This window comes from Butyricicoccus pullicaecorum DSM 23266, assembly GCF_900167005.1.
GTDB lineage: Bacteria > Bacillota > Clostridia > Oscillospirales > Butyricicoccaceae > Butyricicoccus > Butyricicoccus pullicaecorum.
The window spans coordinates 1-20,157 of record NZ_FUXW01000008.1 but is presented as its reverse complement, the minus strand read 5'-3'; the positions used below and the strand labels follow the sequence as shown (position 1 = coordinate 20,157).

The following is a 20,157-nucleotide window of genomic DNA, read 5'->3' as shown; positions in this document are numbered from 1 at the left end:
CTTTCGGGTTTACAGATCGTCCGGGCCGTCGGGGTGCAGGATACGTACGATCGATTGCAGAGTCACGTCTCCCCTGCCGGTCACGCGCAGCCAGAACTGCATGCCGCGCACGGCGGGTACGGGGATGCGCGCTCTGCCGTCTGACAGTCTCCCGCTCGCCCAGACCGGCATCCAGTCGCCGCGCTCGGTGCGCACGGCACAAGCCAGCGTGCACTCGCCCACGCAGTCGGCCAGGATGGTCAGACCGGTCAGCACGGCTGGTGAAGTCTGGCGGAAGGGGCCGAACACGGCGGCAAAGTCGGTGTTTTTGCGATCGGTGCCGGTCTTCCAAAGCGCCGTCTCTTCGGCCAGATACCGTGCCCCGTCGTGGCAGGCAAACTGCACGGCTTTCCGGCTGTCCACGGGCAAAAAGGCGGCCTGTTCGATGTCGTAAATGAGGGTCTCAGGCTGACCGTCTCTGAGGCCGGACAGCCACAGTTTGTGACCGTCCTCGCCCATGCACATGTCGGTGTATCCGGCATCGCCCAGCGGTGCGCTCAGGCGGTCAGGAATGCCGCCGCCGTAGGCCATCAGGCCATCGCGCGCCCACCAGTAAACGGTCTCACCGACGTTGCGGATGGCGCGTTCACACCCGGCCTGTACGCCCGGAATGCTGCTGACCTGCACCTGAAAGTTGGACGGCTTCGCGCCGTAGATCTTGTGCACGCAGTTTTCCTTGAAGCACAGCACGTGACTGGACGCAGCCGCAATGCCGGTGAACGCGCCGTCGGTGCCGACCTCGGCCTCAAACGCATCGGTCGCCAAACCCTCGTACACCATCCAGTTGAGCGGGTCGCCGAGCACCGAGCAGCACACGGCGTTATCATGTACGCCCCACAGGCGGTTGTCCTTTTCGCAGACAAAGTCGAGGTCGGGCACCTTGCGGGTGACGATGATCGCGCTCTCAGTGCCCGCGGTAAAGCATCCCTCGGAGAAAATCAGCGTATTGCCGTCGATCTCGCGCACGACGGCGGTCTTGTTGTTTTCCGGGTAGCGGGTGCACTTTTCGATGGTCACGCCGTCCCCGACCGAAAAGCCCTTGGTCGTGGTCAGTTCGAGCGAATCGTCGGTGAAGGTCGCACCGCCGACCACGCGCGCTTCCATGTTCTGCAAGCCGCCGCTCTCGCCCAGCGTCAGATATTGCTTTTCGGGAAACAGGAACAGGCGCTTGCCCAGCACGACCATCTGGTGTTTTTCGTCGCGCACGCCGCCCTTGTTGACGCCGTCGACGTACAGATTGCCGCCGCTCGTCCAGATCAGACAGCCGCAGGCCGAAAGCAGGTCGGTGCACGCGGTCAGATCCTGGACTTTCTCGTCGGTCGGACACACGCGCAGGGCGGGCAGCGCGTCGGTGGACAGGTGCAGACCGTCGCGCACCGCACCGGCAGAGGCGCGGTCACGGCGATCCAGACCGGAAAAGCTGTCCGTGCGGGTGCGCGCGGGAGACGTGCCCGAAAGGTAGGGGTAATCAGCCATAGGCGACCACCTCCGCGCCGCGCGGGGGCAGGTTTTCGCGTCGATGTGCCCGTGCCCAAGTCTCGTACAGGCCGTTATAGAGCGCAAGTTCTGCGTTGTAGCGGTCGTATACGCCATCCATCTGCGCGAGCAGGGCGGCGGCGAAATGGACGTAAGCCATGTCGTAGGGCGCGGGGATGGACAGCTCACCGCCCGGCGCTTCGGTCAGCGGCTGCTGACCGAGCACCTCGGCGCGGGCGATATTTTCGGCTTGCAGGACGAGCGGGAGCGCCTCGTCGTCGCCGTGGGCGGTGGGCCAGCGGCGTGCGAGCTGCTCGAGTGCCTGCTGCATGGTCATCGAACCGCCTCCCCTCGCTCGTGCGCCCGGCGCATCATGGACTCTGCGAGCTTGTCCTGCTCAGCTGAGTCGGCCAGTGCGCGTGCAAACATCGGACGCACCTTGACCGGCACGCCGCGCTTAATCAGGCAGCTCTCGCCGTTGACGCAGACGAACACGTCGTCCTGATAGCGGTCGCCGTCGGCAAACAGGGTGATCTCAACGAGCTCTTCGTCTTTCTGGTTGGCTTTGTTCATGGGTCAGTCTCCTCCCTTTTGTGTGTCGCTTTTATTTTGCAGGATTTTAAATTTTATCCTGCATTCCGTTATTCATCTTTCGGATAAATATTCCGAAATCACTCGCCGGTAAACGTGGACGTGGTCTCGATGCGCACCATGTACGCCTCCTGCAGACGGACAGCGGCCTTGGTTGCCTTCCAAGCGACCGACGCGCGCTGATCGAGCGGATCGGACGCGCCGCCCGAGCCCAGCTGCTTGACGATGAGCGTCAGACCGCCGCCCTCGATCTCGGTGGTGCCGTAGGCGTTGTCGCCCAGAATCAGGGTAGCGTACACGTCACGGCCTTCCGAGCCCGCACCCTCGAACACCTTGGCCTCGGAGGTCTCGACAAAGCGGACGTTCTCGATCTTGCCGATCTCGCCCTCGTAAATGCCCTCCGGGTCGGAATAGGACTTGACGTTCACCCACTTGGGGTCGCTCATCAGGTCGTAGGCAACGTCCGGGTGGATGATGCCGATAAAGCTGTCGCCGATCGGCTCGGCATCCTGCTTTTTGAGCGTGCGCACGGCGCGGCGGACGGCATCGACGGTCAGGTAGTGGTTGCCCTCCTCCTTGCCGCCGACCAGCTGGTTTCTCTCGGTGACCTGACCCTCGGCGTACTGGACATTGGTGCCGCCAGCCAGCACCTCGCGGGTGATGGCGTCCAGGGTCTTGCCGGCCTGTGCGCCCAGCTGCTTGGCAGCAATGACCAGATTGTTGTCGATGGCGGTCAGCACGACCATATCGGACAGCTCGACATAGCCGCCGTACTGCTGTACCGGAGCCTCGACGGTGGAAATGGTCAGCTGCTGGCTTTCCGGGGTCACGCCCTCGGTCAGCGGCGTGGTGGACACGGGCAGCGGGCTGACCTTGCGGAACTCGATAGTCTTGCCGCGGCCTGCCGGGATGGGACGCTTCTGACCGAACTGATCGTGCACCAGCTTAGGGCTAGAGCAGTCGATCAGATAGTCGTCGTAGTAGGTCTTGATCTCGTCCGGCATGGTCTCGGTGGTGTTGATGGCGAACAGCTGATAATCAAACTTAAAGGACATAGATGTTTCTCCTTTCGTGTGGAACATGAATTTTTTACAGCGTGATGCGCTCACCGCGCAGGGCACGGCGTGCGATTTCGGCGCGGGATTTGGGGTCGGACGCACCGTAATGCATGGGCAGACCGGCCTGCGGGGCGGCACCGCTCTCGCGGGGACGGCGGGACAGCGCAGCCATGCGGACGGCGGTGCGCACAGCGGCTTCGCGTGCGATGTCGGCCTGAATGTCGTCGAGATGAACGGCCTCATAGGCGCGGCATACGGTCATGGGACGCTTGGGGTCGGTGAGCAGACGAACAAAGTCGGGGTTTTGCAGCTCCCGCTCGAGCGACATGGCGGGATAACGCCGCTTGGCCTCGGCCTCCTGCGCCTGCCAGACCTTGTACTGCGCACGCACGAGCGCATCGTGCACGGTCTGGCGCACACGCTCGTCGGGCTGCTCGCCCGGACGAACCGGTTCGGTCATCACACGCGCCGGGTCGATACCCGGACGCATCCCCTCGCCTGTCGGACGGTCACCCGCTGCCAGACGCACGGGCAGCGCGGTCTTTCCCGTTTCATCGGACGCGCCCTGCTGTTTGGCACGCGCCTGACGCAGCGCGCGGCGCACGGCGATGGCGACTTCGCGGTTGAATTCCGGTCGGAATTCGCCCTGAATGAGGGCGCGGAAGCGGCGCTCGCGGGACGGGTCGGATTTTACGGACTGTTTCAAACGGATTCCTCCTCTCGATCGGCACAGAAATACCCTTCGGTGCGCATCTGGATGTAGTTCGGATAGGTGTTTTGCAGCTGCGCCAGACCGATGACGGCGGCGTAGAACAGCACGTCGGTCGCACCGCTGGCGGCACAGGTGATGCGCGCGTCACCGGGCTGGAGCTTGGCATGGAAGCCGCGGCAGTCGAAGGCAGCGAGGGCACCGGCCAGGGTATTGACCAGTGTGCTGACGGCGGCGCAGACGATGTCCTGTCCGCGGTTATCGTAGCCGGCGTGACCGGCGACATGCAGAGCGCAGCGGTCGTCCCGCCTGCCCGCGAAAATCATAATCATGGTGTTTCACCCTCCCCTGCCCGACTTGCGGACGTGCCTGTTTTTGGAATGAGCTGCTGGGCGACCGTGAGCGGTGCGCCCTGTTTGGCATTCGATGCCGTGCCCTGTGGATTGACCGCTGATTGCTGGACCCCGGCTTGCGCGGCGATGCGCTTTTTGACGGTCTCGATGCCGTCAAAGTCCATCATTTCGAGCGCAATGAGCGCCTGACCGGCCAAATCGGGACGGAAAAAGCCCAGCCGATAGAGTTCCTTGGCCTGTTCGTTGCGGCTCATCTGGGTAAAGGGACTTGCCTTCTGGGCGCGCACCTGAATGTCGAAGGCGACGTGGCGATCGCGCCGCGCCAGACCGCCGAGGGTCAGGAATACCGGCTTGCCGTCCTCACCGGTGATGCGCACGGCGCGGCTGTCGTCGTAGAACTGACGAATCAGCTCGATGACCAGCGTGCACACCTGGGTGAACGCGCGGTAGCTGCCTTTGATGAGGTCACGGCTGAGCTTGCTGCCCGCCTCCTGCAAGGCAGCGATGGCCGAAGCCGCGGTGACACCAGAATTGGTACCACCCTGGGCAAAATCGCGGTTGCCGCTGGTCTCCTTAAGTTCCTCGACCTTGTTTTGCAGGTGGTTCGCGATGAACGCGGGCAGCGGTTCGACCTCAATCTGCCGGAGGTCGTCGGGGTCGAGCCTGCCGGTGACGTGGACGAAATCACGGGTAAAGTCGGCAAATTCCTGCTCGTTGACACCGCATGCATCGCGATAGAACCAACGCGGCCGACCGGCCAGACGGGCATTGTTTAAGATGATCGCGTCCAGCTGGTCGATGTACCCCTGCGTGCCCTTCATCAGATCGACATAGCCGAACCCGGCCGGGCTGTCCTCGAGGGGAAAGAGTACGTCGAGCACAAAGGGATACTGTCCGTGATCGTAAAGCCCCTGACTCATAAACATTTGTTCGTTTTCAGAGGCGTAAAGCACGGTCGAACCGACGAACTTGCAGAAATGTACGATGGTTTTGCCGTTTGGCAGACGTTTTTTGTAGTACCAGTCCACGACCTGCGACTTGCCCGAGCGGTCGAGCACATCCTCGGGAATGCGCTGGTTGGTACTGTCGATGGGCGCGCGCAGCTTGCCGCGTAACGCCGGATAGGCCGCGTCGAGCAGGTCGTTGTCGCACTGGGTGACCAGGAACAGATTGCGGCTGTCCTGAATGTCGCGCACACCCGGCTCCCAGAAGAGATTTAAGAGATCGACCGCCGTGACCCTTACGTCACCCCGTCCGTCCTCGGCTTCGGGGTCCCAGAAGACACCGTAACACGCCGTGCCGTGGCGGAGCTTTGGGTAAGCATTGCGCGAGTATAAACCCTCGAAGTCCGACCGCTCGAGAATGACCGGCAGAATCCGTGATAGGGTTTTGGCATCCTGCATGTCCGACGGCTCACGGGGTAAAACGTCGGGTGCGGGGTAGTTGTCCATCATGTCGCCGTGCTTGCCGAGTAAGCTGTTGAGCAGCCAACCGGACGCCGGCGCAGGCTCACCGGAGCGAACGGCGGCACCGTGCCGCAAGCGATACCATCGCTCATCTTCGAGAATGCGGCGGTCGAGCGATTGCTTGCCGCGCCGGTAGGCCTCGAGTAAATCGGCAGCGCGTTGGACTTCGGCCTTGCCGATCACGTGTTTTTTGGATTGCACGAAAGAAAGAACCTCCTTTTTTTTTAAAAGAATCACCGCACCCCTTACTGAAAGTTTCGCCAGCCTTTTCAAAGGCTGCGGGTTCTCAGGGCAGCGCCCTGAGTCGCGTCCCGCAGGACGCGAAATCCCCTCTTTGATTCCGGTCAACAGCCGGAATCAACAAAAACTAATTCCAAGCGCCGCCCGCAGGCGGCAAGACTCCCCTGCGGCCTTTCGGCCGCTCATGGAAAACCAACCGACTGGTTGGTTTTCCCCTGCCGTTCCCGCCCCAGCGGTGCAGCTCAGTCCACGCGGCAACAGATGCAGCTGCGGTTTGGGAATCCGTTCCGCAGGGAACGGATTCCATGAGCGCGCCTGGCGCGCAGAGTATTTCGCTCGCTGCGGCGAGCGATTATTTGTTTATTTTGGTTGATTCCGGTCGTTGACCGGAATCAAAAGGGGTATTTCGCGCTCTGCGGAGCGCGCCTCAGGGCTCTGCCCTGAGAACCCGCAAACCTTTGAAAAGGTTTGATCCAAACTTCATTTCGCCTGCGGGCGGGAATGGGTGCGCTGCTGATCGATTCACTGCGAAAACTCCATGACAACATACCGCATTTCATCATAAATATGATCTTCCATCGACGTATTGACGTCCTCAACATTGGTCGAATCATACACGAGTGCAGGCACGGTGCGGATAAAGTGCCGGCAGGTATGGAACACGGTCAGTCCGGGGATGCCGTTATGGTCGAACGCCAATCTATGATGCACCTGCATTTTGCCCGCGATTCTGGCGTTATCGCCGCGATCGAAGAACACGCCCTCGCGTTCCATCATCTGCGCGATGCTTTCGCCGCGGCTCTCGTCGAAGATGGAGGGGTCAGCCACGCCGCGCACGGTGCGGCCTTTGATGTTGGGGTCGTCCTGTTCGATTTGTTTGATTTCGCGAGCGATGCGAGCGGGTTCCCAGCGAACGCCCTCGTTTGGCGTGCCGGTACATCCGTAAAGTTCGCGGATGCGGCACAGAGCGCCGTCCGGGCTGATGGCCCACCAGCCGACCGAGAACGGACGGGAGTAGCCGAAGTCGAAGCCGCGGACAATGCGCCAGTTTTTGGGGATGGGGAACGGGTCGACGACGTGGGTGTAGCGGCGGTCGGCGTAGTGAGCAGGGTCAGCGCGCCACTCGGAAAAGACCTGACCGGCGAATGCGTCCCAGTCACCGTAGAGCAGCGCACGTTTGTCCGCATCGGGCAGGGCTGCCAGACGGGCAGCGTAAGCAGGGTCGTTTTTGAGCAGGATTTGGTTGTCAAAAACCGTACTGGGAACGAAAATTCGGCTGCGTTTTGCGTTGAGCACGGCACCGTCTGGTGTGAGCATGCTCACATCTTCCCAGATCGTCTGCATGGGCGGTGCCGGGGTCAAAAACCGTGCTTTGACCCATCCGTGACCGATGCCGCCGGGGTTTGCCGAAGCCCGCAAGTAGACGCGCGTACCCGGACCGGACGCGCGGTTTCGCGAGAGCAGGTAGAGATATTCGTCCTGGGTAAAGTGGGTCAGCTCGTCGAACGCGATGTAGTCGTAGGCGCGGCCTTGGTATTTAAAACGGTCGTTTGTGTGCTGCATCGCGCCGAAACTGATCTTCGCGCCCGACGGGAAACGCCACTCGTGCCGGGCTTCACTCCACTGCGTAGCGGGAAACGCGCCGCGGTAGTATCGCTGGGACTTGTCGATGAGCTCGGACAGCTCGGGGTAAGTTTTTCTGAGGATGAGTGCGCGGTAGTGCGGGATATGCACCTGCCGCAGCGCCTCAACCACCAGCGCTTCACTCTTACCGCCGCCCGCCGCGCCGCCGTACAGTGCCTCGTCCTCGAAGCGGGAGAGAAAGATTTCCTGCCGCTTCTGCGGGCTCCAGAGCACCACGTTTTACGCCTCCTTTCGATGGTTTTCCGTTTTGCATAATTATGCTAAAGAATCGGCATACATGAAATTTGTAACATAATGTCCTGCAAAAATGGGAAAACGCGGGAAATGTGTGATTTTGGAAAACCGGGTCAGGATTCGGTTTCGGGTGGCATGGGCTGAGGCAGTTCGATGACGCCGCCCTCGGTTTCGCCGTCCTGCGCGGCGGGTTCACCGCCCCAGGCGCGGGGCATCCGGTTTTTGAGCCAGAACTGCTGTGCGGTAGTGGACGGGGAATCGTAGACTTCCTCGGTTCCCTGCACGATCTCCTCGTACTCGCGCAGTTTCTTGCCGGTCTGATCGTCGTACTCGACGCGCTTGACCTTAAACAGCTTGCTGACCGGCCGCACGCCGCCGACCGCACTGCGGAAGAGCGCCTGTTCGACTGCTGCGTCCTGTCGGCGATTGGCCATCAGGTTTCACCTCCTGTCGCAAAGTGTTCGAACTTATGTTCGTTGTTAATAGCATAACATGGTTTTATGACACCGTCTATCCGGCGTATGTCTGAGATTTTTGTCCACAGGGTGTGCAGGCAGTGTCGAACGGTGTCGCGGTGCAGGGACAAAAAAACGACCGAACGCGCGGTTTTTCCGCAGCTTTTTTCGGTCGTAAGCGAGCCCATCCACAGCCCTGTGCATATTTCCGTCTTTGTCCCCCAAAAACCGACCGGTGTCATATTTTGGGGCAAAATGTCTTGTGTAGTGTTTGGTTTGACGCCGTCGTTTGCCGTCGTAAGACTGTCCGCTGTGTCGAAGGTGCTCGAACATTTGTTTGAAAAATATCTGGACAATGGGCGATCTATGCGTTATCATGTAGATATCCCAAAGAAACGGAGGGCCTGCGATGAAACCCGTCAAACCGACCGCGGCTGTGCCGCCGCAAAACCTGGCTGCTTTGCAAGCGGTCATCGGCACACGCAATGCGCGGAAGTTGTGCCGAGCGTTCGGCGGCTCTACGCTGTACATCCCCAAGCTGGAGGGCGTTGACCGACCGAGCCGCAACCGGCAGATTCGGCAGGATGCAGCGCACGGGGCAACGGTGGCCCAGCTGTGCGCGACCTATCACCTGTCCGAGCGGCAGGTGCGTCGGATCTTGTCCGTCCGTCCGCCCAAAGATTTTTGGAGCGAACCGTGGTGACCGGCGGTTGCATAACCGCCGCACCGCGCATAGGATACCAATGAAAAAAGGAGTGATCTAGTTATGTGTGGAATTGCCGGAACGATTGATTTTACCCGTGACGTGCGCGAACTAAGCGATTTACCCGGACGTATGGCGCAGGCGCTGACGCGCCGCGGACCGGATGCCGAAGGTGTGTATCAGGATGCGCAGGCGCTGCTGGTGCACCGCCGCCTGATCGTGGTTGACCCCGAAGGCGGCAGTCAGCCGATGACAAGCCCGGACGGGAATACAGTCTTAGTATATAACGGAGAGTTATATAATACTGACGAACTGCGTCGAGCGCTGACCGATCTTGGTCATCGTTTTCGCGGACACTCGGACACCGAGGTGGTGCTGCACGCCTACCTGGCCTGGGGATGCGAAGCCTTTGGGAAGCTCAACGGCATTTACGCCTTTGCGATCTGGGAGAAGGACAAACGGCGTTTGACGCTGTGCCGCGACCGGTTGGGGGTAAAACCACTATTTTACGCGCGCCGGGGCAAGATGTTGGTGTTCGGGTCGGAGCAGAAAGCCATCCTGTGCCACCCGGAAATGCGCGCCCAGCTGGACGAAGACGGCCTGCGCAGCATCCTGCTTTTGGGGCCTGCACGACCGCCATTTTCGGGCGTGTTCCACGGGATTCGATCGGTCACACCGGGTCAGTATCTGGTGTTCGACGAGAGCGGACTTGATTACCAGCTGTATTGGAAGCTGACCGCAAAGGAGCACACCGAAACCCTTGACCAGACCATCGAACACACCCGTTTTCTGATTGAGGACGCGGCAAAACGCCAGCTGGTGTCCGACGTGCCGCTGTGTACCTTCCTTTCGGGCGGTCTGGACTCGTCCATCCTGTCCATGCTCGCCGCGCGGGAGATGAAGCACAAGGGCGAAACCCTGCACACCTTCTCGGTGGACTACCGGGACAATGAGAAGTACTTTACAAAGAGTATTTTTCAGCCAAATTCCGACAGTGCGTATATTCAGACTATGGTGGACGCCATCGGTTCGACACACCACACGGTCGTGCTCGAACAGGACGAACTGGCAAGGGCACTCATGGACGCCACCGAAGCGCGTGACCTGCCGGGCATGGCGGACGTGGACTCTTCCCTGCTGCTGTTCTGCAAGGCCGTGAAGGACGCGGGATTTACCGTGTGCCAGTCGGGCGAGTGCGCCGATGAGCTGTTCGGCGGCTATCCGTGGTACCACCGCGAAGAGATCCTGTTCGAGGATTGCTTCCCCTGGTCGCGCTCCACCGCCCTCAGACAGTCGCTGCTGCACGATGGCCTGATTCGCGACGGCGAGGAGTTTGTCCGCGCACATTACGCCTGCACCTGCCAGTCGGCGCCCAAACTGGACTCCGACAGTCCCAAGGATGCCCGCATGCGTGAGATGTTCGTGCTCAACCTGCAATGGTTCATGGCAACCCTGCTCGACCGCAAAGACCGCACGAGCATGTATTCCGGCTTGGAGGTGCGCGTCCCCTTCTGCGATCATCGCATCGTAGAGTATGCCTATAATATGCCGTGGAGCATGAAGGCGCTGGACGGTCGGGAAAAGGGCATCGTGCGCAAGGCGTTCGAAAACGACCTGCCCGAGGAAATCACCTGGCGCAAGAAAAGCCCCTACCCCAAGACCTTCTCCCCTGTTTATACCCAGATCGTCGCGGACGCATTGCGTGAGAAGATGCACGATAAAACGTCCATCCTGCCGCAGTTCTTCCGCTGGGATGTTCTGGAGGATTTGATGGAACACCCGAACGACCTGCCCGAGCCGTGGTACGGTCAGCTCATGCGCACGCCGCAAATCTTCGCGTATCTGCTGCAAATCGACCATTGGTTCCGTACTTATGACGTGGAATTGATTTGACGCGAATTGTTCTGTTCTGATTTTTTGTTCTGAGAAAAATAATATTTTGATTTGCTTTGTTTTGCGCAGCATGGAAAACCGTGCTGTTTTTTTTGCGCAAAAAACGATCAGCACCGCACCCCTTACTAAAAGTTTCGCCAGCCTTTTCAAAGGCTGCGGGTTCTCAGGGCAGAGCCCTGAGCCGTGTCCCGCAGGACACGGAATCCCCTTTTGATTTTCGCCTTGCGAAAATCAACCAAAATAAAAACAAAAGCGCGACCCGCAGGTCGCGCAATACTTTTGCGCACAAAGTGCGCTCATGGAAAAGACCGTCCTTTCGGACGGTCTTTCCTTATTTGTAAGTTTGGGTTGAAACCCGGGTCGGACACCGGGTTTCAATGGGGGATTTCGCCATCTGCGGATGGCGACTTGAGGCTCTGCCTCAAGACTCCGCAAACCTTTGAAAAGGTTTGATCGAAACTTCATTTCGCCTGCGGGCGGGATTCCGTTTCTTACAGCAACTGATACATCAGTCCCAGATCACTCGCGTACCAATACAGCATACCATGCCCGCGCTTCTGCAATCTGACCTGTAAATCCCACTCCGGATACTGCTTCATCAGATTCATCTGACCACCGGTTGCAAACGCGACAAAGGAAATATAATTTTCCTTGGTCATGGGATGATCGCTCGTGATATACCAATCGTTTTCAATCACTTCGACCTTCAGTTTCTGTGTATCATCCGCCTTTTTGGGCTCGAGTGCTTCGAGGGTACGGCCACAGCAGGACACCGATGCATTGCCGGTGCACAGAGTAAGATTGCCGCAGACCGGACAGACGTAGAACTTTGCTTTTTTCATATTTCCTCCTACAAAATCGTTGGGCGCGAGCTCACCGGAAAGCATACGCGCGAGATCGACTCCGAGGATGACCGAGAGATCACCGAGCAGCGAGACGTCGGGGCAGCCGAGTCCACGCTCCCACTTGGAAACAGCCTTGTCACTGAGCCCGAGACGGTCAGCGAGAGCTTTTTGCGTCATGCCTTTCTCGCGGCGCAGCACGCGGATGAGCGCGCCGAATTTCTGTTGATTCATAAACCTATCACCCTGTAAAGCTTATCAGATTTCGCGAGAAAAGACAATCGACGAACGGTAGAGTTTGAAAATCCCCTGCACCGCACCCCTTACTGAAAGTTTCGCCAGCCTTTTCAAAGGCTGCGGGTTCTCAGGGCAGCGCCCTGAGCCGCTCGCCGCAGCGAGCGGAATCCCCTTTTTGATTTTCGCCTTGCGAAAATCAACTAAAACAAAAACAAAAGCGCTCGCCGCAGCGAGCGAAAACCTTCCGTTCTCCGTTCATGGCTTGGCCGAACAAGTCGGCCACAGCCTTACGGGAAAATACCCCACCGGGGTATTTTCCCGTAAGGCTCATGGAAAACCAACCTGCGGGATTGGTTTTCCCCTCTCCTGCCGTTCGTACATTCCCTCCGTTCAAGCTGCCGCAGTCCGGACAAAGAAAAAGGAAAGACCGTCCCTTCGGACGGTCTTTCCCATGAGCGGCCAATGGCCGCAGAGTATTTCGCTCGCTGAGGCGAGCGATTTTTTTAATTTTCAGGTTGAAACCCGGGTCGAACACCGGGTTTCAATGGGGGATTTCGCATCCTGCGGGATGCGACTTGAGGCTCTGCCTCAAGACTCCGCAAGCCTTTCGAGAAAGGCTTGAGCGAAAGCTTCAATTAGGGGTGCGGTGCTTATTCTTTCTCCTCAGAGATTCCCATTTCGAGCTTGGGCTGTTCCATGAGCTTCATAAACTCTTCGCCCGTGATGGTCTCGTGGTCATACAGATACTTGGACAGTGCATGCAGCTTATCCATATTATCACTCAACAGCTGTCTTGCCTTCTCATACTGACGGCGCACCAGCTCAACGACCATACGATCGATTTCAGCCGCGGTCTGGTCAGCGCAAGCCATGGATGCATCGCCGCCAAGGTAAGCATTGTGTACCTGCTCGAAAGCGACCATACCGAAGGCCTCACTCATACCGAAACGAGAGATGAGGGCACGCGCCAGACGAGTCGCCTGTTCGATGTCGTTGGACGCGCCGGTGGTGACCGAGTGCAGGGCAAGCTCCTCTGCGACGCGGCCGCCGGTCAGGGTCGCGATCTTATTTTCCAGTTCCTCGCGGCTCATGAGGTTGTGCTCTTCCTGGTCGACCTGCATGGTGTAGCCGAGCGCACCGGAAGTACGCGGAATAATGGTAATCTTAGTGACCGGAGCCGAGTGGGTCTGGAGCGCAGCAACCAGCGCGTGACCGATCTCGTGATAGGAGACGATGAGCTTTTCCTTGTTGGACAGGATCTTGTTTTTCTTCTGGTAGCCGGCAATGACGACTTCAACACTCTCTTCGAGGTCGGACTGCGAGATCTTGTCGCGACCAGCACGGACAGCACGCAGCGCGGCTTCGTTTACCATGTTTGCAAGCTCTGCACCGGATGCACCGGCAGCCATGCGCGCGATGGCATTGAAGTCCAGACCGGGCTCGCACTTGACCTTCTTGGCGTGTACACGCAGGATGGCTTCTCGACCGATGAGGTCGGGCAGCTCAACGGGTACACGGCGGTCGAAACGACCGGGACGCAGCAGCGCAGGGTCGAGGGATTCGGGACGGTTGGTTGCAGCCAGAATGACAACACCCTTGCTGCCGTCGAAACCATCCATTTCGGTCAGCAGCTGGTTTAAGGTCTGCTCACGTTCGTCGTTGCCGCCGCTGATGCCGCCAGCACCATCACGCTTCTTACCGATGGTATCAATCTCATCGATAAAGACGATGCAGGGAGCCTTTTCGTTTGCCTGCTTAAACAGATCGCGTACCTTGGCAGCGCCCATGCCGACGAACATCTCAACGAACTCCGAACCGGAGATCGAGAAGAAGGGCACGTTTGCCTCACCTGCGACCGCCTTAGCCAGCAGGGTTTTACCGGTACCCGGAGGGCCGACGAGCAGCGCACCCTTGGGGATGTGCGCACCGATGTCGGCGTAGCGCTGGGGATTGTGCAGGAAGTCGACGATCTCGGTTAAGAGCTCCTTAGCCTCGTCCTCACCCTGCACGTCGGAGAAGTGAATGCCTGTCTCACTTGCGACATAGACCTTGGCATTGGACTTGCCGAAGCTCATCGCACCGGCACCCATTTTCTTCTGCATCGAGCGGGTCATCCAGACACCGAAACCGATGATGATAACGAGCGGAAGGAATGCGGTGAGGATGGGCGACGGGGTCGAGGGTGTAATCTGAGTAAACTTGACGTTGGCATCCAGCAGACGCTCGACCAGATTGGGGTCGTCGACAAGCGCGGTCTCATAGACCTGTTTTTGCGTCTTACCGTCAGCCTGCTGCACTTCCGAGGTAAACACCAGCTTGTTTTCACTGCTCTGGATCTCGGCCTCTGCGACCTGACCGGCTTCGGCCATCGTGACGAACTGATCGTACGTAACCGATTGGGTTTTTGGAGCGATGAGGCTGGGCAGGAGCATGTTTGCGATGAACAGAAGCGCGATTGCGATTGCATAGAAATAGAATATGCGTTTTCTGTCGGGCTGTTTAACTTCTTTCATAATAATACTGCCTCATTTCCGGGGCATAGACTGTGCCCCCCTACTGTATAGATTGATTATAGCAGGGGAATATGTACGGATTGCGGATGAAGTTTGAACGAAGTGTAAATTGATGGAGAAATGTAACTTTGTCACGCAAGACCAGCACCGCACCCATATTGAAGCTTTCGCCAGCCTTTCTCGAAAGGCTGCGGGTTCTCAGGGCAGAGCCCTGAGTCGGACTCCGCAGAGTCCGAAATCCCCTTTTGATTTTCGCTTCTGCGAAAATCAACTAAACTAGAAAAATAGTCGCGCTCCGGCCCGTAGGTCACTATCTTAATTTCCGCGCCGTGCGCGGATAAAATGAGTGCTAGCGAGCGAAATACTCCGCGCACAAAGTGCGCTCATGGGAAATACCGTCCGTTCGGACGGTATTTCCAGAGATTGCGCGTCTGCGGACGCGCTTTTATTTTTTGTTTAATTGAAACCCGGGTCGGACACCGGGTTTCAAGAGAGAGTTCCGGACTCTGCGGAGTCCGGCCAGCCTGCGCGGCTGGACCGCGCCGGGTCGCAGACCCGGACCCGCTTGTCGCCTGCGGGCGGGACGTGGGAATTGGTGCGGTGCCTCACTCTCCCATGTTTCACGTGAAACATTCTCTTTTCTCCTTCTTTCCCCCGACATACCATCTGTCTCCCGGTCATAGAATGGTTCTAACCATAAAAAAGAGGGAGTGATGTCTGGATGGCAGATGTGACGCAGGCAGTAGGAAAGCTGGTGGTGGCGGTGACGACCGCGCAAGGGACAATCCCGCTGCCGGGGGCATTGGTGACGGTATCGGCGCAGACTGAGGACGGGCCGGTTTTGTATCGAATCGTGCGGACGGACACATCGGGGCGCACGCCGGTGTTGGAGCTTCCCGCGCCGTCACTTTCTGATTCGCTCAGTCCCGACCAGCCCACGCCGTATTTGAACTATACGGTGAATGTATCGCTGCCGGGGTATCAAACGGCAGAGGTGCGGGACATTTCGATTTTCCCGGGCATTGCCTCGACGCTGCCGGTACCGCTGACGCCGTCCACGGCGAGCGGGAATTCAACCGAGATCACCGACCTGCCGCCCGAGCTGCTGGACACGCAGTTTAGCAAGAGAGGACGGTGAGCGGAACATGGCATTACCGTATATTCCCGAGACGATCACGGTACATCTTGGGCGACCGGACGACCCGACGGCTCGCAATGTGACCGTGCCCTTCCCCGACTACATCAAGAACGTGGCATCGTCGGAGATTTATCCGACCTGGCCGGAGGCTGCAATCCGGGCGAACATGTACGCGCAGATTTCGTTTGCGCTCAACCGCATCTATACCGAGTGGTACCGCTCACAGGGCTATGATTTTGATATCACAAACTCGACGGCATTCGATCAGGCGTACGTCGAGGGGCGTGATATTTTCGACAACATCTCAGAGATCGCCGACGAGCTGTTCAATGACTATCTGGTCAGACCGGGTTCGGTCGAGCCGTTGTTTGCGCAGTATTGCGACGGCGACCGCGTCCAGTGCGACGGCCTGAGCCAGTGGGGCACGGTGCCGCTGGCAGAGGCTGGACTGTCGCCCTATGAAATTCTGACCGAGTTTTACGGTCCCGACCTTGCCATCGTGCGCGACGCGCCGACCGCGCCCAATCTGGGTTCGTACCCGGGCTCTCCCCTGCGTCTGGGCGACGTGTCCAACGACGTGCGCACCATCCAGCTGCGCCTCAACCGCATTTCAAACAATTATCCGGCCATCCCGAAGATTTACCCGGTCGACGGCGTGTTCGATCAGGGCACGCTGGACGCGGTCAAGAAATTCCAGCAGGTGTTCGATCTGACCCCGGACGGCATCGTGGGCAAGGCGACCTGGTACCGCATCGCCTACCTGTATACCGCGATCACCAAGCTGGCCGAACTCAACAGCGAGGGCGTGCGACTGGAGGACGTGACCGGTATTTTCCCGGACTACCTGCGACGGGGTGACAAGGGCGACTACGTGCGCGTGCTGCAATACTACCTGAATGCAATCGGCGTATTCTTCACCGGAGAAGACCAGATCCCGATCGACGGTGATTTCGGTACCCTGACCGAGCAGGCCGTGCGCATCTTCCAGCGCGACTACGGCTTACCGGTCGACGGCATCGTCGGCCCGCAGACCTGGGCAAAGATCACCGAGATTTATAACGACATCGGCGCAGCCCTGCCCGAGTGGGAAGCCGCTGCCGGCGCTCCCCTGTTCCCCGGCCGACTGGTCGAGGGCATGCAGGGCAACGACGTGCGTCAGGTGCAGGAGTGGCTGAATATCCTGTCGACCGAATTCCCCGATATTCCCAAACTCACCGCCGACGGCATGTTCGGCCCGCGTACCACCCAAGCCCTCACCACCGCCCAGTCCATCCTCGGCCTGACACCCACCGGCTTTGTCGGCCCGATCACTTGGGATACTCTGGCGCGCCAAGCCGCCCGTATCGAAAGCCAAACACAGGAGGTCACCCCATGAAACAGCCCTACCCGCTCGCCTTCAACGGCCCACTCAAACCGGGCAGCCAGTCGGATACCGTCTGGCTGCTGCAAGCCATGCTGTCCGCCATCGGACGGCATTATATCAACATTCATCCACCCAAACCGTCCGGTCAGTACGATGAATCGACCCGACAATCGATCATGCGCATCCAGCGTGCGTGCGGATTAACACCCGACGGCGTGACCGATGAAAAGACGTGGGAGGCGATCACGTTGATGTTCTGCCGCGGACAAAGTTTCACGTGAAACATTGTAAGGATAAGCACCGCACCCATATTGAAGTTTCGATCAAACCTTTTCAAAGGTTTGCGGGTTCTCAGGGCAGCGCCCTGAGTCGGACTCCGCAGAGTCCGAAATCCCCTTTTGAAACCCGGTGTCCGACCCGGGTTTCAATTAAAACAAACAAAAAGGAAAGACCGTCCTTTCGGACGGTCTTTCCCATGAGCGGCCAATGGCCGCGGAGTATTTCGCTCGCTGCGGCGAGCGATTATTTTTTTGTTTTAGTTGATTTTCGCAAGGCGAAAATCAAAAAGAGAGTTTCGCCGTCTGCGGACGGCGACTTGAGGCTCTGCCTCAAGACTCCGCAAGCCTTTCGAGAAAGGCTTGAGCGAAAGCTTCAATTTTGGCTGCGGTGCTTACTTATTCCTCAGCGTTGAGTGCCTTGACCTTATCAAACTCTGCGGCAATCTCCTCAGACGGAGCAGGCGTGAGCACGCTCACAATCCAGATCACCAGGCAAGCGATGACGAATGCGGGCATCAGCTCGTAGATATCCCACAGACCGCCCATCGGAGCAATCAGGTACTTCCAAACGAATACCATCACGCCGCCGGCGAACATACCAGCGATTGCGCCATAGCGGTTGGTTCTGCGCCAGAACAGCGCGAACAGAACGACCGGGCCGAAGGAAGCGCCGAAGCCAGCCCAAGCGAAGGAAACGATGTTAAAGACCGAGCTGTTGGGGTCGCGTGCGAGGAAAACGCCGATGATGGAGATACCGAGCAGGGTCAGACGTGCACAGGTCATGCTCTGCTTAACGGTCATCTTCTTGCCGAAGACACCCTGAATGAGGTTCTCAGAAACCGAAGAGGAAGCTGCAAGCAGCTGGGAGTCGGCGGTAGACATGGTAGAAGCCAAGATACCGGCGAGAATCAGACCGGCGAGCACGGCACAGACGAAGCCGTTCTGGCTGAGCAGGTCAGCGATGCGAACGATGATGGTCTCAGAGGTCGAGCCTTCCAGGAATGCCAGATTGCCTGCCTTGGTCATGCCCAGACCAACCACACCGATCATCAGTGCAACGAACAGCGAGATGACGACCCAAGTCGAAGCCACGCGGCGGGACAGCTTGAGCTTTTTCTCGTCCTCAATGGCCATGAAGCGAAGCAGGATGTGCGGCATACCGAAGTAGCCAAGACCCCAGCACAGCATAGAGAAGCTGCTCAGCGCACCGTAGGTCGAAGCCGTACCGGTTGCCGGGTCGTAGGTCTGCGTCATGCTCAGGTAACCGGGCAGAGACTTTGCGTTGTCCAGTACCGCGCCGATACCGCCGGCCGAGTATACGCCGAAGCCCAGAACGACGAGCAGCGCAAGGGACATGATGATGGACTGAATAAAGTCGGTGGTAGAAGCTGCGAGGAAGCCGCCGGTCGCGGTGTAGCCTACGATGACGATTGCAGAAATCACCATCGCCCAGAAGTAGTCCACGCCGAACAGGCTGGAGAACAGCTTACCGCAGGCAGCGAAGCCGGACGCGGTGTAGGGAATGAAAAAGATGATGATGACGATAGCCGACAGACCCATCAAAAGACCGCTCTTATCGCGGAAGCGATTGTGGAAGAAGTCCGGGATGGTGATGGAGTTGCCCGCAACGTGGGTGTACAGGCGGATGCGCTTTGCGACGATCAGCCAGTTGATGTAAGTACCGATGGCCAGACCGATCGCCGTCCAGCCAGCGTCCGCGATACCGGTCAGATAAGCCAGACCGGGCAGACCCATGAGCAGCCAGGAGCTCATATCCGAAGCCTCGGCGCTCATCGCGGTGACGAACGGGCCGAGCTTACGTCCGCCCAAATAAAAATCACCGGTATCGTTGTTCTTCTTGGAACACCAGACGCCGATGAGCAGCATACCGATCAAATACACGACGATCGTGACCGAAATGCCGATCTGTGCAGTTGTCATGTTGAAGTGTTACCCCTTTCCAATGTTCTTGTGCGACAATTTAGTTTATTATAGCATGACAAAAAATAGACTGCAATGCAGAACAAAGTATAGACTATATTCTATACTCAGATAGAGAAAAACCCGGAAAACCGCATGGAAATCCGGGAAAAAAGAGCTATACGAAAATTAGGAAATCAGGTAATAACAGGTGCAGGATTTTTTCGGATTGTAGTAAGGAATCTGGGCATCATCTGCTTGCCGTAGGCGCGCAGCGAGTATTCTCCGCCCGAAATGCACCAATCGTAAATGAGCGCCCGCTCGCAGAGCGCGTACATTTTGACCATCTCGTTGACCGAGAGATCGTCGCAGAGCTGTCCGGCCTGCTGTCCCTCGAGGATGATCTGCCGGAGTAAGCGATAGTAAAACCGCGAACGGTCGAGCAGATGTTTTTCGCCGCGGGTGATGAGCTGGGAGGAATACAGACGCGCTAACAGATCGAGCGAGATGCTGTTTTCGATCATGGAGAATAGCTCCTGGTTTAAGTAAATGAGCTTGTCAAAACTGTCCATCGACTCATCCATCTGCGAGACGAGCGCCTCGTATTTTTCATCGAAGAGATAAGACAGAGAACTGAGAAGCGCGTCTTTGCCCTCGAAGTAGTGGTAAAAGGAACCCTTTGACGTGCCGGATTTGAGGATGATCTCGTCGACCGTGGTGTTGTCATAGCCCTGCTCATAGAATAACCGCCAGGCGGCAGAGACGATGCGACCTTTGGTGTTGCGGGTCTTGCGCAAGAGAACCGACCCCTTTCTGGGAAATTGATGTAAGATAATGATAGCATAATTCACAGAAGTTCTCCACAGGTTGGGGATAAAAACTGTGGTTAACCCAAGCACCGCACCAATCTCCCGTCCCGCCCGCAGGCGAGCTAAAAGTTTCGCCAGCCTTTTCAAAGGCTGCGGGTTCTCAGGGCAGAGCCCTGAGTCGCCCGTCGCAACGGGC

Annotated in this window: 19 protein-coding genes; 6 read left to right on the top strand and 13 right to left on the bottom strand. The window is 58.2% G+C overall.

All coding sequences use genetic code 11. From position 1 onward, the window contains the following. Window positions 1–9 precede the first annotated feature (9 nt). From B5D52_RS11650 to B5D52_RS11610, 9 genes are all read right to left on the bottom strand, one after another. Window positions 10–1,515: a hypothetical protein gene (locus B5D52_RS11650; RefSeq protein WP_016148836.1), complete on the bottom strand. Its 1,506-nt coding sequence runs from the start codon at window positions 1,513–1,515 to the stop codon at window positions 10–12. Beyond that, the gene (locus B5D52_RS11645) at window positions 1,508–1,852 is read right to left on the bottom strand and encodes a hypothetical protein (protein ID WP_016148837.1); all 345 of its coding nucleotides are present in this window, start codon (window positions 1,850–1,852) and stop codon (window positions 1,508–1,510) included. Before B5D52_RS11645 ends, B5D52_RS11650 begins: the two co-directional genes overlap by 8 nt. Further along, the gene (locus B5D52_RS11640; RefSeq protein WP_016148838.1) at window positions 1,849–2,088 is read right to left on the bottom strand and encodes a hypothetical protein; all 240 of its coding nucleotides are present in this window, start codon (window positions 2,086–2,088) and stop codon (window positions 1,849–1,851) included. The genes B5D52_RS11645 and B5D52_RS11640 overlap by 4 nt, the downstream gene beginning before the upstream one ends. Before the next feature lie 98 nt (window positions 2,089–2,186). Next, a complete protein-coding gene (locus tag B5D52_RS11635) occupies window positions 2,187–3,161 on the bottom strand; it encodes a N4-gp56 family major capsid protein (RefSeq protein ID WP_016148839.1) in 975 nt (324 codons plus the stop codon). A gap of 34 nt (window positions 3,162–3,195) precedes the next feature. Continuing rightward, on the bottom strand, window positions 3,196–3,870 hold the full coding sequence (locus B5D52_RS11630) for a hypothetical protein (protein ID WP_016148840.1): 675 nt from the start codon (window positions 3,868–3,870) through the stop codon (window positions 3,196–3,198). Beyond that, window positions 3,867–4,205: a ribosomal-processing cysteine protease Prp gene (locus B5D52_RS11625; RefSeq protein ID WP_016148841.1), complete on the bottom strand. Its 339-nt coding sequence runs from the start codon at window positions 4,203–4,205 to the stop codon at window positions 3,867–3,869. The genes B5D52_RS11630 and B5D52_RS11625 overlap by 4 nt, the downstream gene beginning before the upstream one ends. Further along, window positions 4,202–5,893, bottom strand: coding sequence for a portal protein (locus B5D52_RS11620; RefSeq protein ID WP_016148842.1), 1,692 nt, complete (start codon window positions 5,891–5,893; stop codon window positions 4,202–4,204). The genes B5D52_RS11625 and B5D52_RS11620 overlap by 4 nt, the downstream gene beginning before the upstream one ends. A 561-nt stretch (window positions 5,894–6,454) precedes the next feature. Next, a complete protein-coding gene (locus tag B5D52_RS11615) occupies window positions 6,455–7,792 on the bottom strand; it encodes a terminase large subunit domain-containing protein (protein ID WP_016148843.1) in 1,338 nt (445 codons plus the stop codon). A 131-nt stretch (window positions 7,793–7,923) separates the two neighbouring features. Further along, entirely contained in the window at window positions 7,924–8,244 is a 321-nt protein-coding gene (locus tag B5D52_RS11610; RefSeq protein WP_016148844.1) for a hypothetical protein, read from the bottom strand. 430 nt (window positions 8,245–8,674) lie between these two features. Here B5D52_RS11610 and B5D52_RS11605 point away from each other — a divergent pair, with 430 nt between their 5' ends. Further along, complete coding sequence (locus tag B5D52_RS11605) at window positions 8,675–8,968, top strand: Mor transcription activator family protein (RefSeq protein ID WP_016148845.1); 294 nt, start codon at window positions 8,675–8,677, stop codon at window positions 8,966–8,968. A 63-nt stretch (window positions 8,969–9,031) separates the two neighbouring features. After that, window positions 9,032–10,861 (top strand): asparagine synthase (glutamine-hydrolyzing), encoded by a 1,830-nt coding sequence (gene asnB / locus B5D52_RS11600; RefSeq protein WP_016148846.1) that lies wholly within the window; start codon window positions 9,032–9,034, stop codon window positions 10,859–10,861. Window positions 10,862–11,352: 491 nt separating this feature from the next. On the opposite strand, the gene B5D52_RS11595 is transcribed toward asnB, so the two are convergent. Then, complete coding sequence (locus B5D52_RS11595; protein ID WP_016148847.1) at window positions 11,353–11,937, bottom strand: helix-turn-helix domain-containing protein; 585 nt, start codon at window positions 11,935–11,937, stop codon at window positions 11,353–11,355. Window positions 11,938–12,001: 64 nt separating this feature from the next. Between B5D52_RS11595 and B5D52_RS15950 the strand changes: the two genes are divergently transcribed. Continuing rightward, the gene (locus B5D52_RS15950; RefSeq protein WP_143149502.1) at window positions 12,002–12,562 is read left to right on the top strand and encodes a hypothetical protein; all 561 of its coding nucleotides are present in this window, start codon (window positions 12,002–12,004) and stop codon (window positions 12,560–12,562) included. A 28-nt stretch (window positions 12,563–12,590) separates the two neighbouring features. Here the strand turns inward: B5D52_RS15950 and ftsH are convergent, their stop codons facing one another. After that, the gene (gene ftsH, locus B5D52_RS11590; RefSeq protein WP_016148848.1) at window positions 12,591–14,453 is read right to left on the bottom strand and encodes an ATP-dependent zinc metalloprotease FtsH; all 1,863 of its coding nucleotides are present in this window, start codon (window positions 14,451–14,453) and stop codon (window positions 12,591–12,593) included. Between the two features lie 721 nt (window positions 14,454–15,174). On the opposite strand from ftsH, the gene B5D52_RS11585 reads away from it, so the two are divergent. Genes B5D52_RS11585 through B5D52_RS11575 form a run of 3 tightly spaced genes read left to right on the top strand, consistent with a single transcriptional unit; the run spans window position 15,175 to window position 17,235 of the window. Continuing rightward, window positions 15,175–15,591, top strand: coding sequence for a carboxypeptidase regulatory-like domain-containing protein (locus B5D52_RS11585; RefSeq protein ID WP_016148849.1), 417 nt, complete (start codon window positions 15,175–15,177; stop codon window positions 15,589–15,591). Between the two features lie 7 nt (window positions 15,592–15,598). Next, a complete protein-coding gene (locus tag B5D52_RS11580) occupies window positions 15,599–16,966 on the top strand; it encodes a peptidoglycan-binding protein (RefSeq protein WP_016148850.1) in 1,368 nt (455 codons plus the stop codon). Beyond that, complete coding sequence (locus B5D52_RS11575) at window positions 16,963–17,235, top strand: peptidoglycan-binding domain-containing protein (protein ID WP_016148851.1); 273 nt, start codon at window positions 16,963–16,965, stop codon at window positions 17,233–17,235. The genes B5D52_RS11580 and B5D52_RS11575 overlap by 4 nt, the downstream gene beginning before the upstream one ends. Before the next feature lie 393 nt (window positions 17,236–17,628). On the opposite strand, the gene putP is transcribed toward B5D52_RS11575, so the two are convergent. Both putP and B5D52_RS11565 read right to left on the bottom strand, forming a co-directional pair. Beyond that, a complete protein-coding gene (gene putP, locus B5D52_RS11570) occupies window positions 17,629–19,173 on the bottom strand; it encodes a sodium/proline symporter PutP (RefSeq protein WP_016148852.1) in 1,545 nt (514 codons plus the stop codon). 176 nt (window positions 19,174–19,349) lie between these two features. Further along, entirely contained in the window at window positions 19,350–19,949 is a 600-nt protein-coding gene (locus B5D52_RS11565) for a TetR/AcrR family transcriptional regulator (protein WP_040333028.1), read from the bottom strand. Window positions 19,950–20,157 lie beyond the last annotated feature (208 nt).

Coding starts and splice junctions, on each gene's coding strand:
- B5D52_RS11650 (WP_016148836.1), bottom strand. CDS start 1,515: ATGGCTGATTACCCCTACCTTTCGGGCACGTCTCCCGCGCGCACCCGC.
- B5D52_RS11645 (WP_016148837.1), bottom strand. CDS start 1,852: ATGACCATGCAGCAGGCACTCGAGCAGCTCGCACGCCGCTGGCCCACC.
- B5D52_RS11640 (WP_016148838.1), bottom strand. CDS start 2,088: ATGAACAAAGCCAACCAGAAAGACGAAGAGCTCGTTGAGATCACCCTG.
- B5D52_RS11635 (WP_016148839.1), bottom strand. CDS start 3,161: ATGTCCTTTAAGTTTGATTATCAGCTGTTCGCCATCAACACCACCGAG.
- B5D52_RS11625 (WP_016148841.1), bottom strand. CDS start 4,205: ATGATTATGATTTTCGCGGGCAGGCGGGACGACCGCTGCGCTCTGCAT.
- B5D52_RS11610 (WP_016148844.1), bottom strand. CDS start 8,244: ATGGCCAATCGCCGACAGGACGCAGCAGTCGAACAGGCGCTCTTCCGC.
- B5D52_RS11605 (WP_016148845.1), top strand. CDS start 8,675: ATGAAACCCGTCAAACCGACCGCGGCTGTGCCGCCGCAAAACCTGGCT.
- asnB (WP_016148846.1), top strand. CDS start 9,032: ATGTGTGGAATTGCCGGAACGATTGATTTTACCCGTGACGTGCGCGAA.
- B5D52_RS11595 (WP_016148847.1), bottom strand. CDS start 11,937: ATGAATCAACAGAAATTCGGCGCGCTCATCCGCGTGCTGCGCCGCGAG.
- ftsH (WP_016148848.1), bottom strand. CDS start 14,453: ATGAAAGAAGTTAAACAGCCCGACAGAAAACGCATATTCTATTTCTAT.
- B5D52_RS11585 (WP_016148849.1), top strand. CDS start 15,175: ATGGCAGATGTGACGCAGGCAGTAGGAAAGCTGGTGGTGGCGGTGACG.
- B5D52_RS11580 (WP_016148850.1), top strand. CDS start 15,599: ATGGCATTACCGTATATTCCCGAGACGATCACGGTACATCTTGGGCGA.
- B5D52_RS11575 (WP_016148851.1), top strand. CDS start 16,963: ATGAAACAGCCCTACCCGCTCGCCTTCAACGGCCCACTCAAACCGGGC.
- putP (WP_016148852.1), bottom strand. CDS start 19,173: ATGACAACTGCACAGATCGGCATTTCGGTCACGATCGTCGTGTATTTG.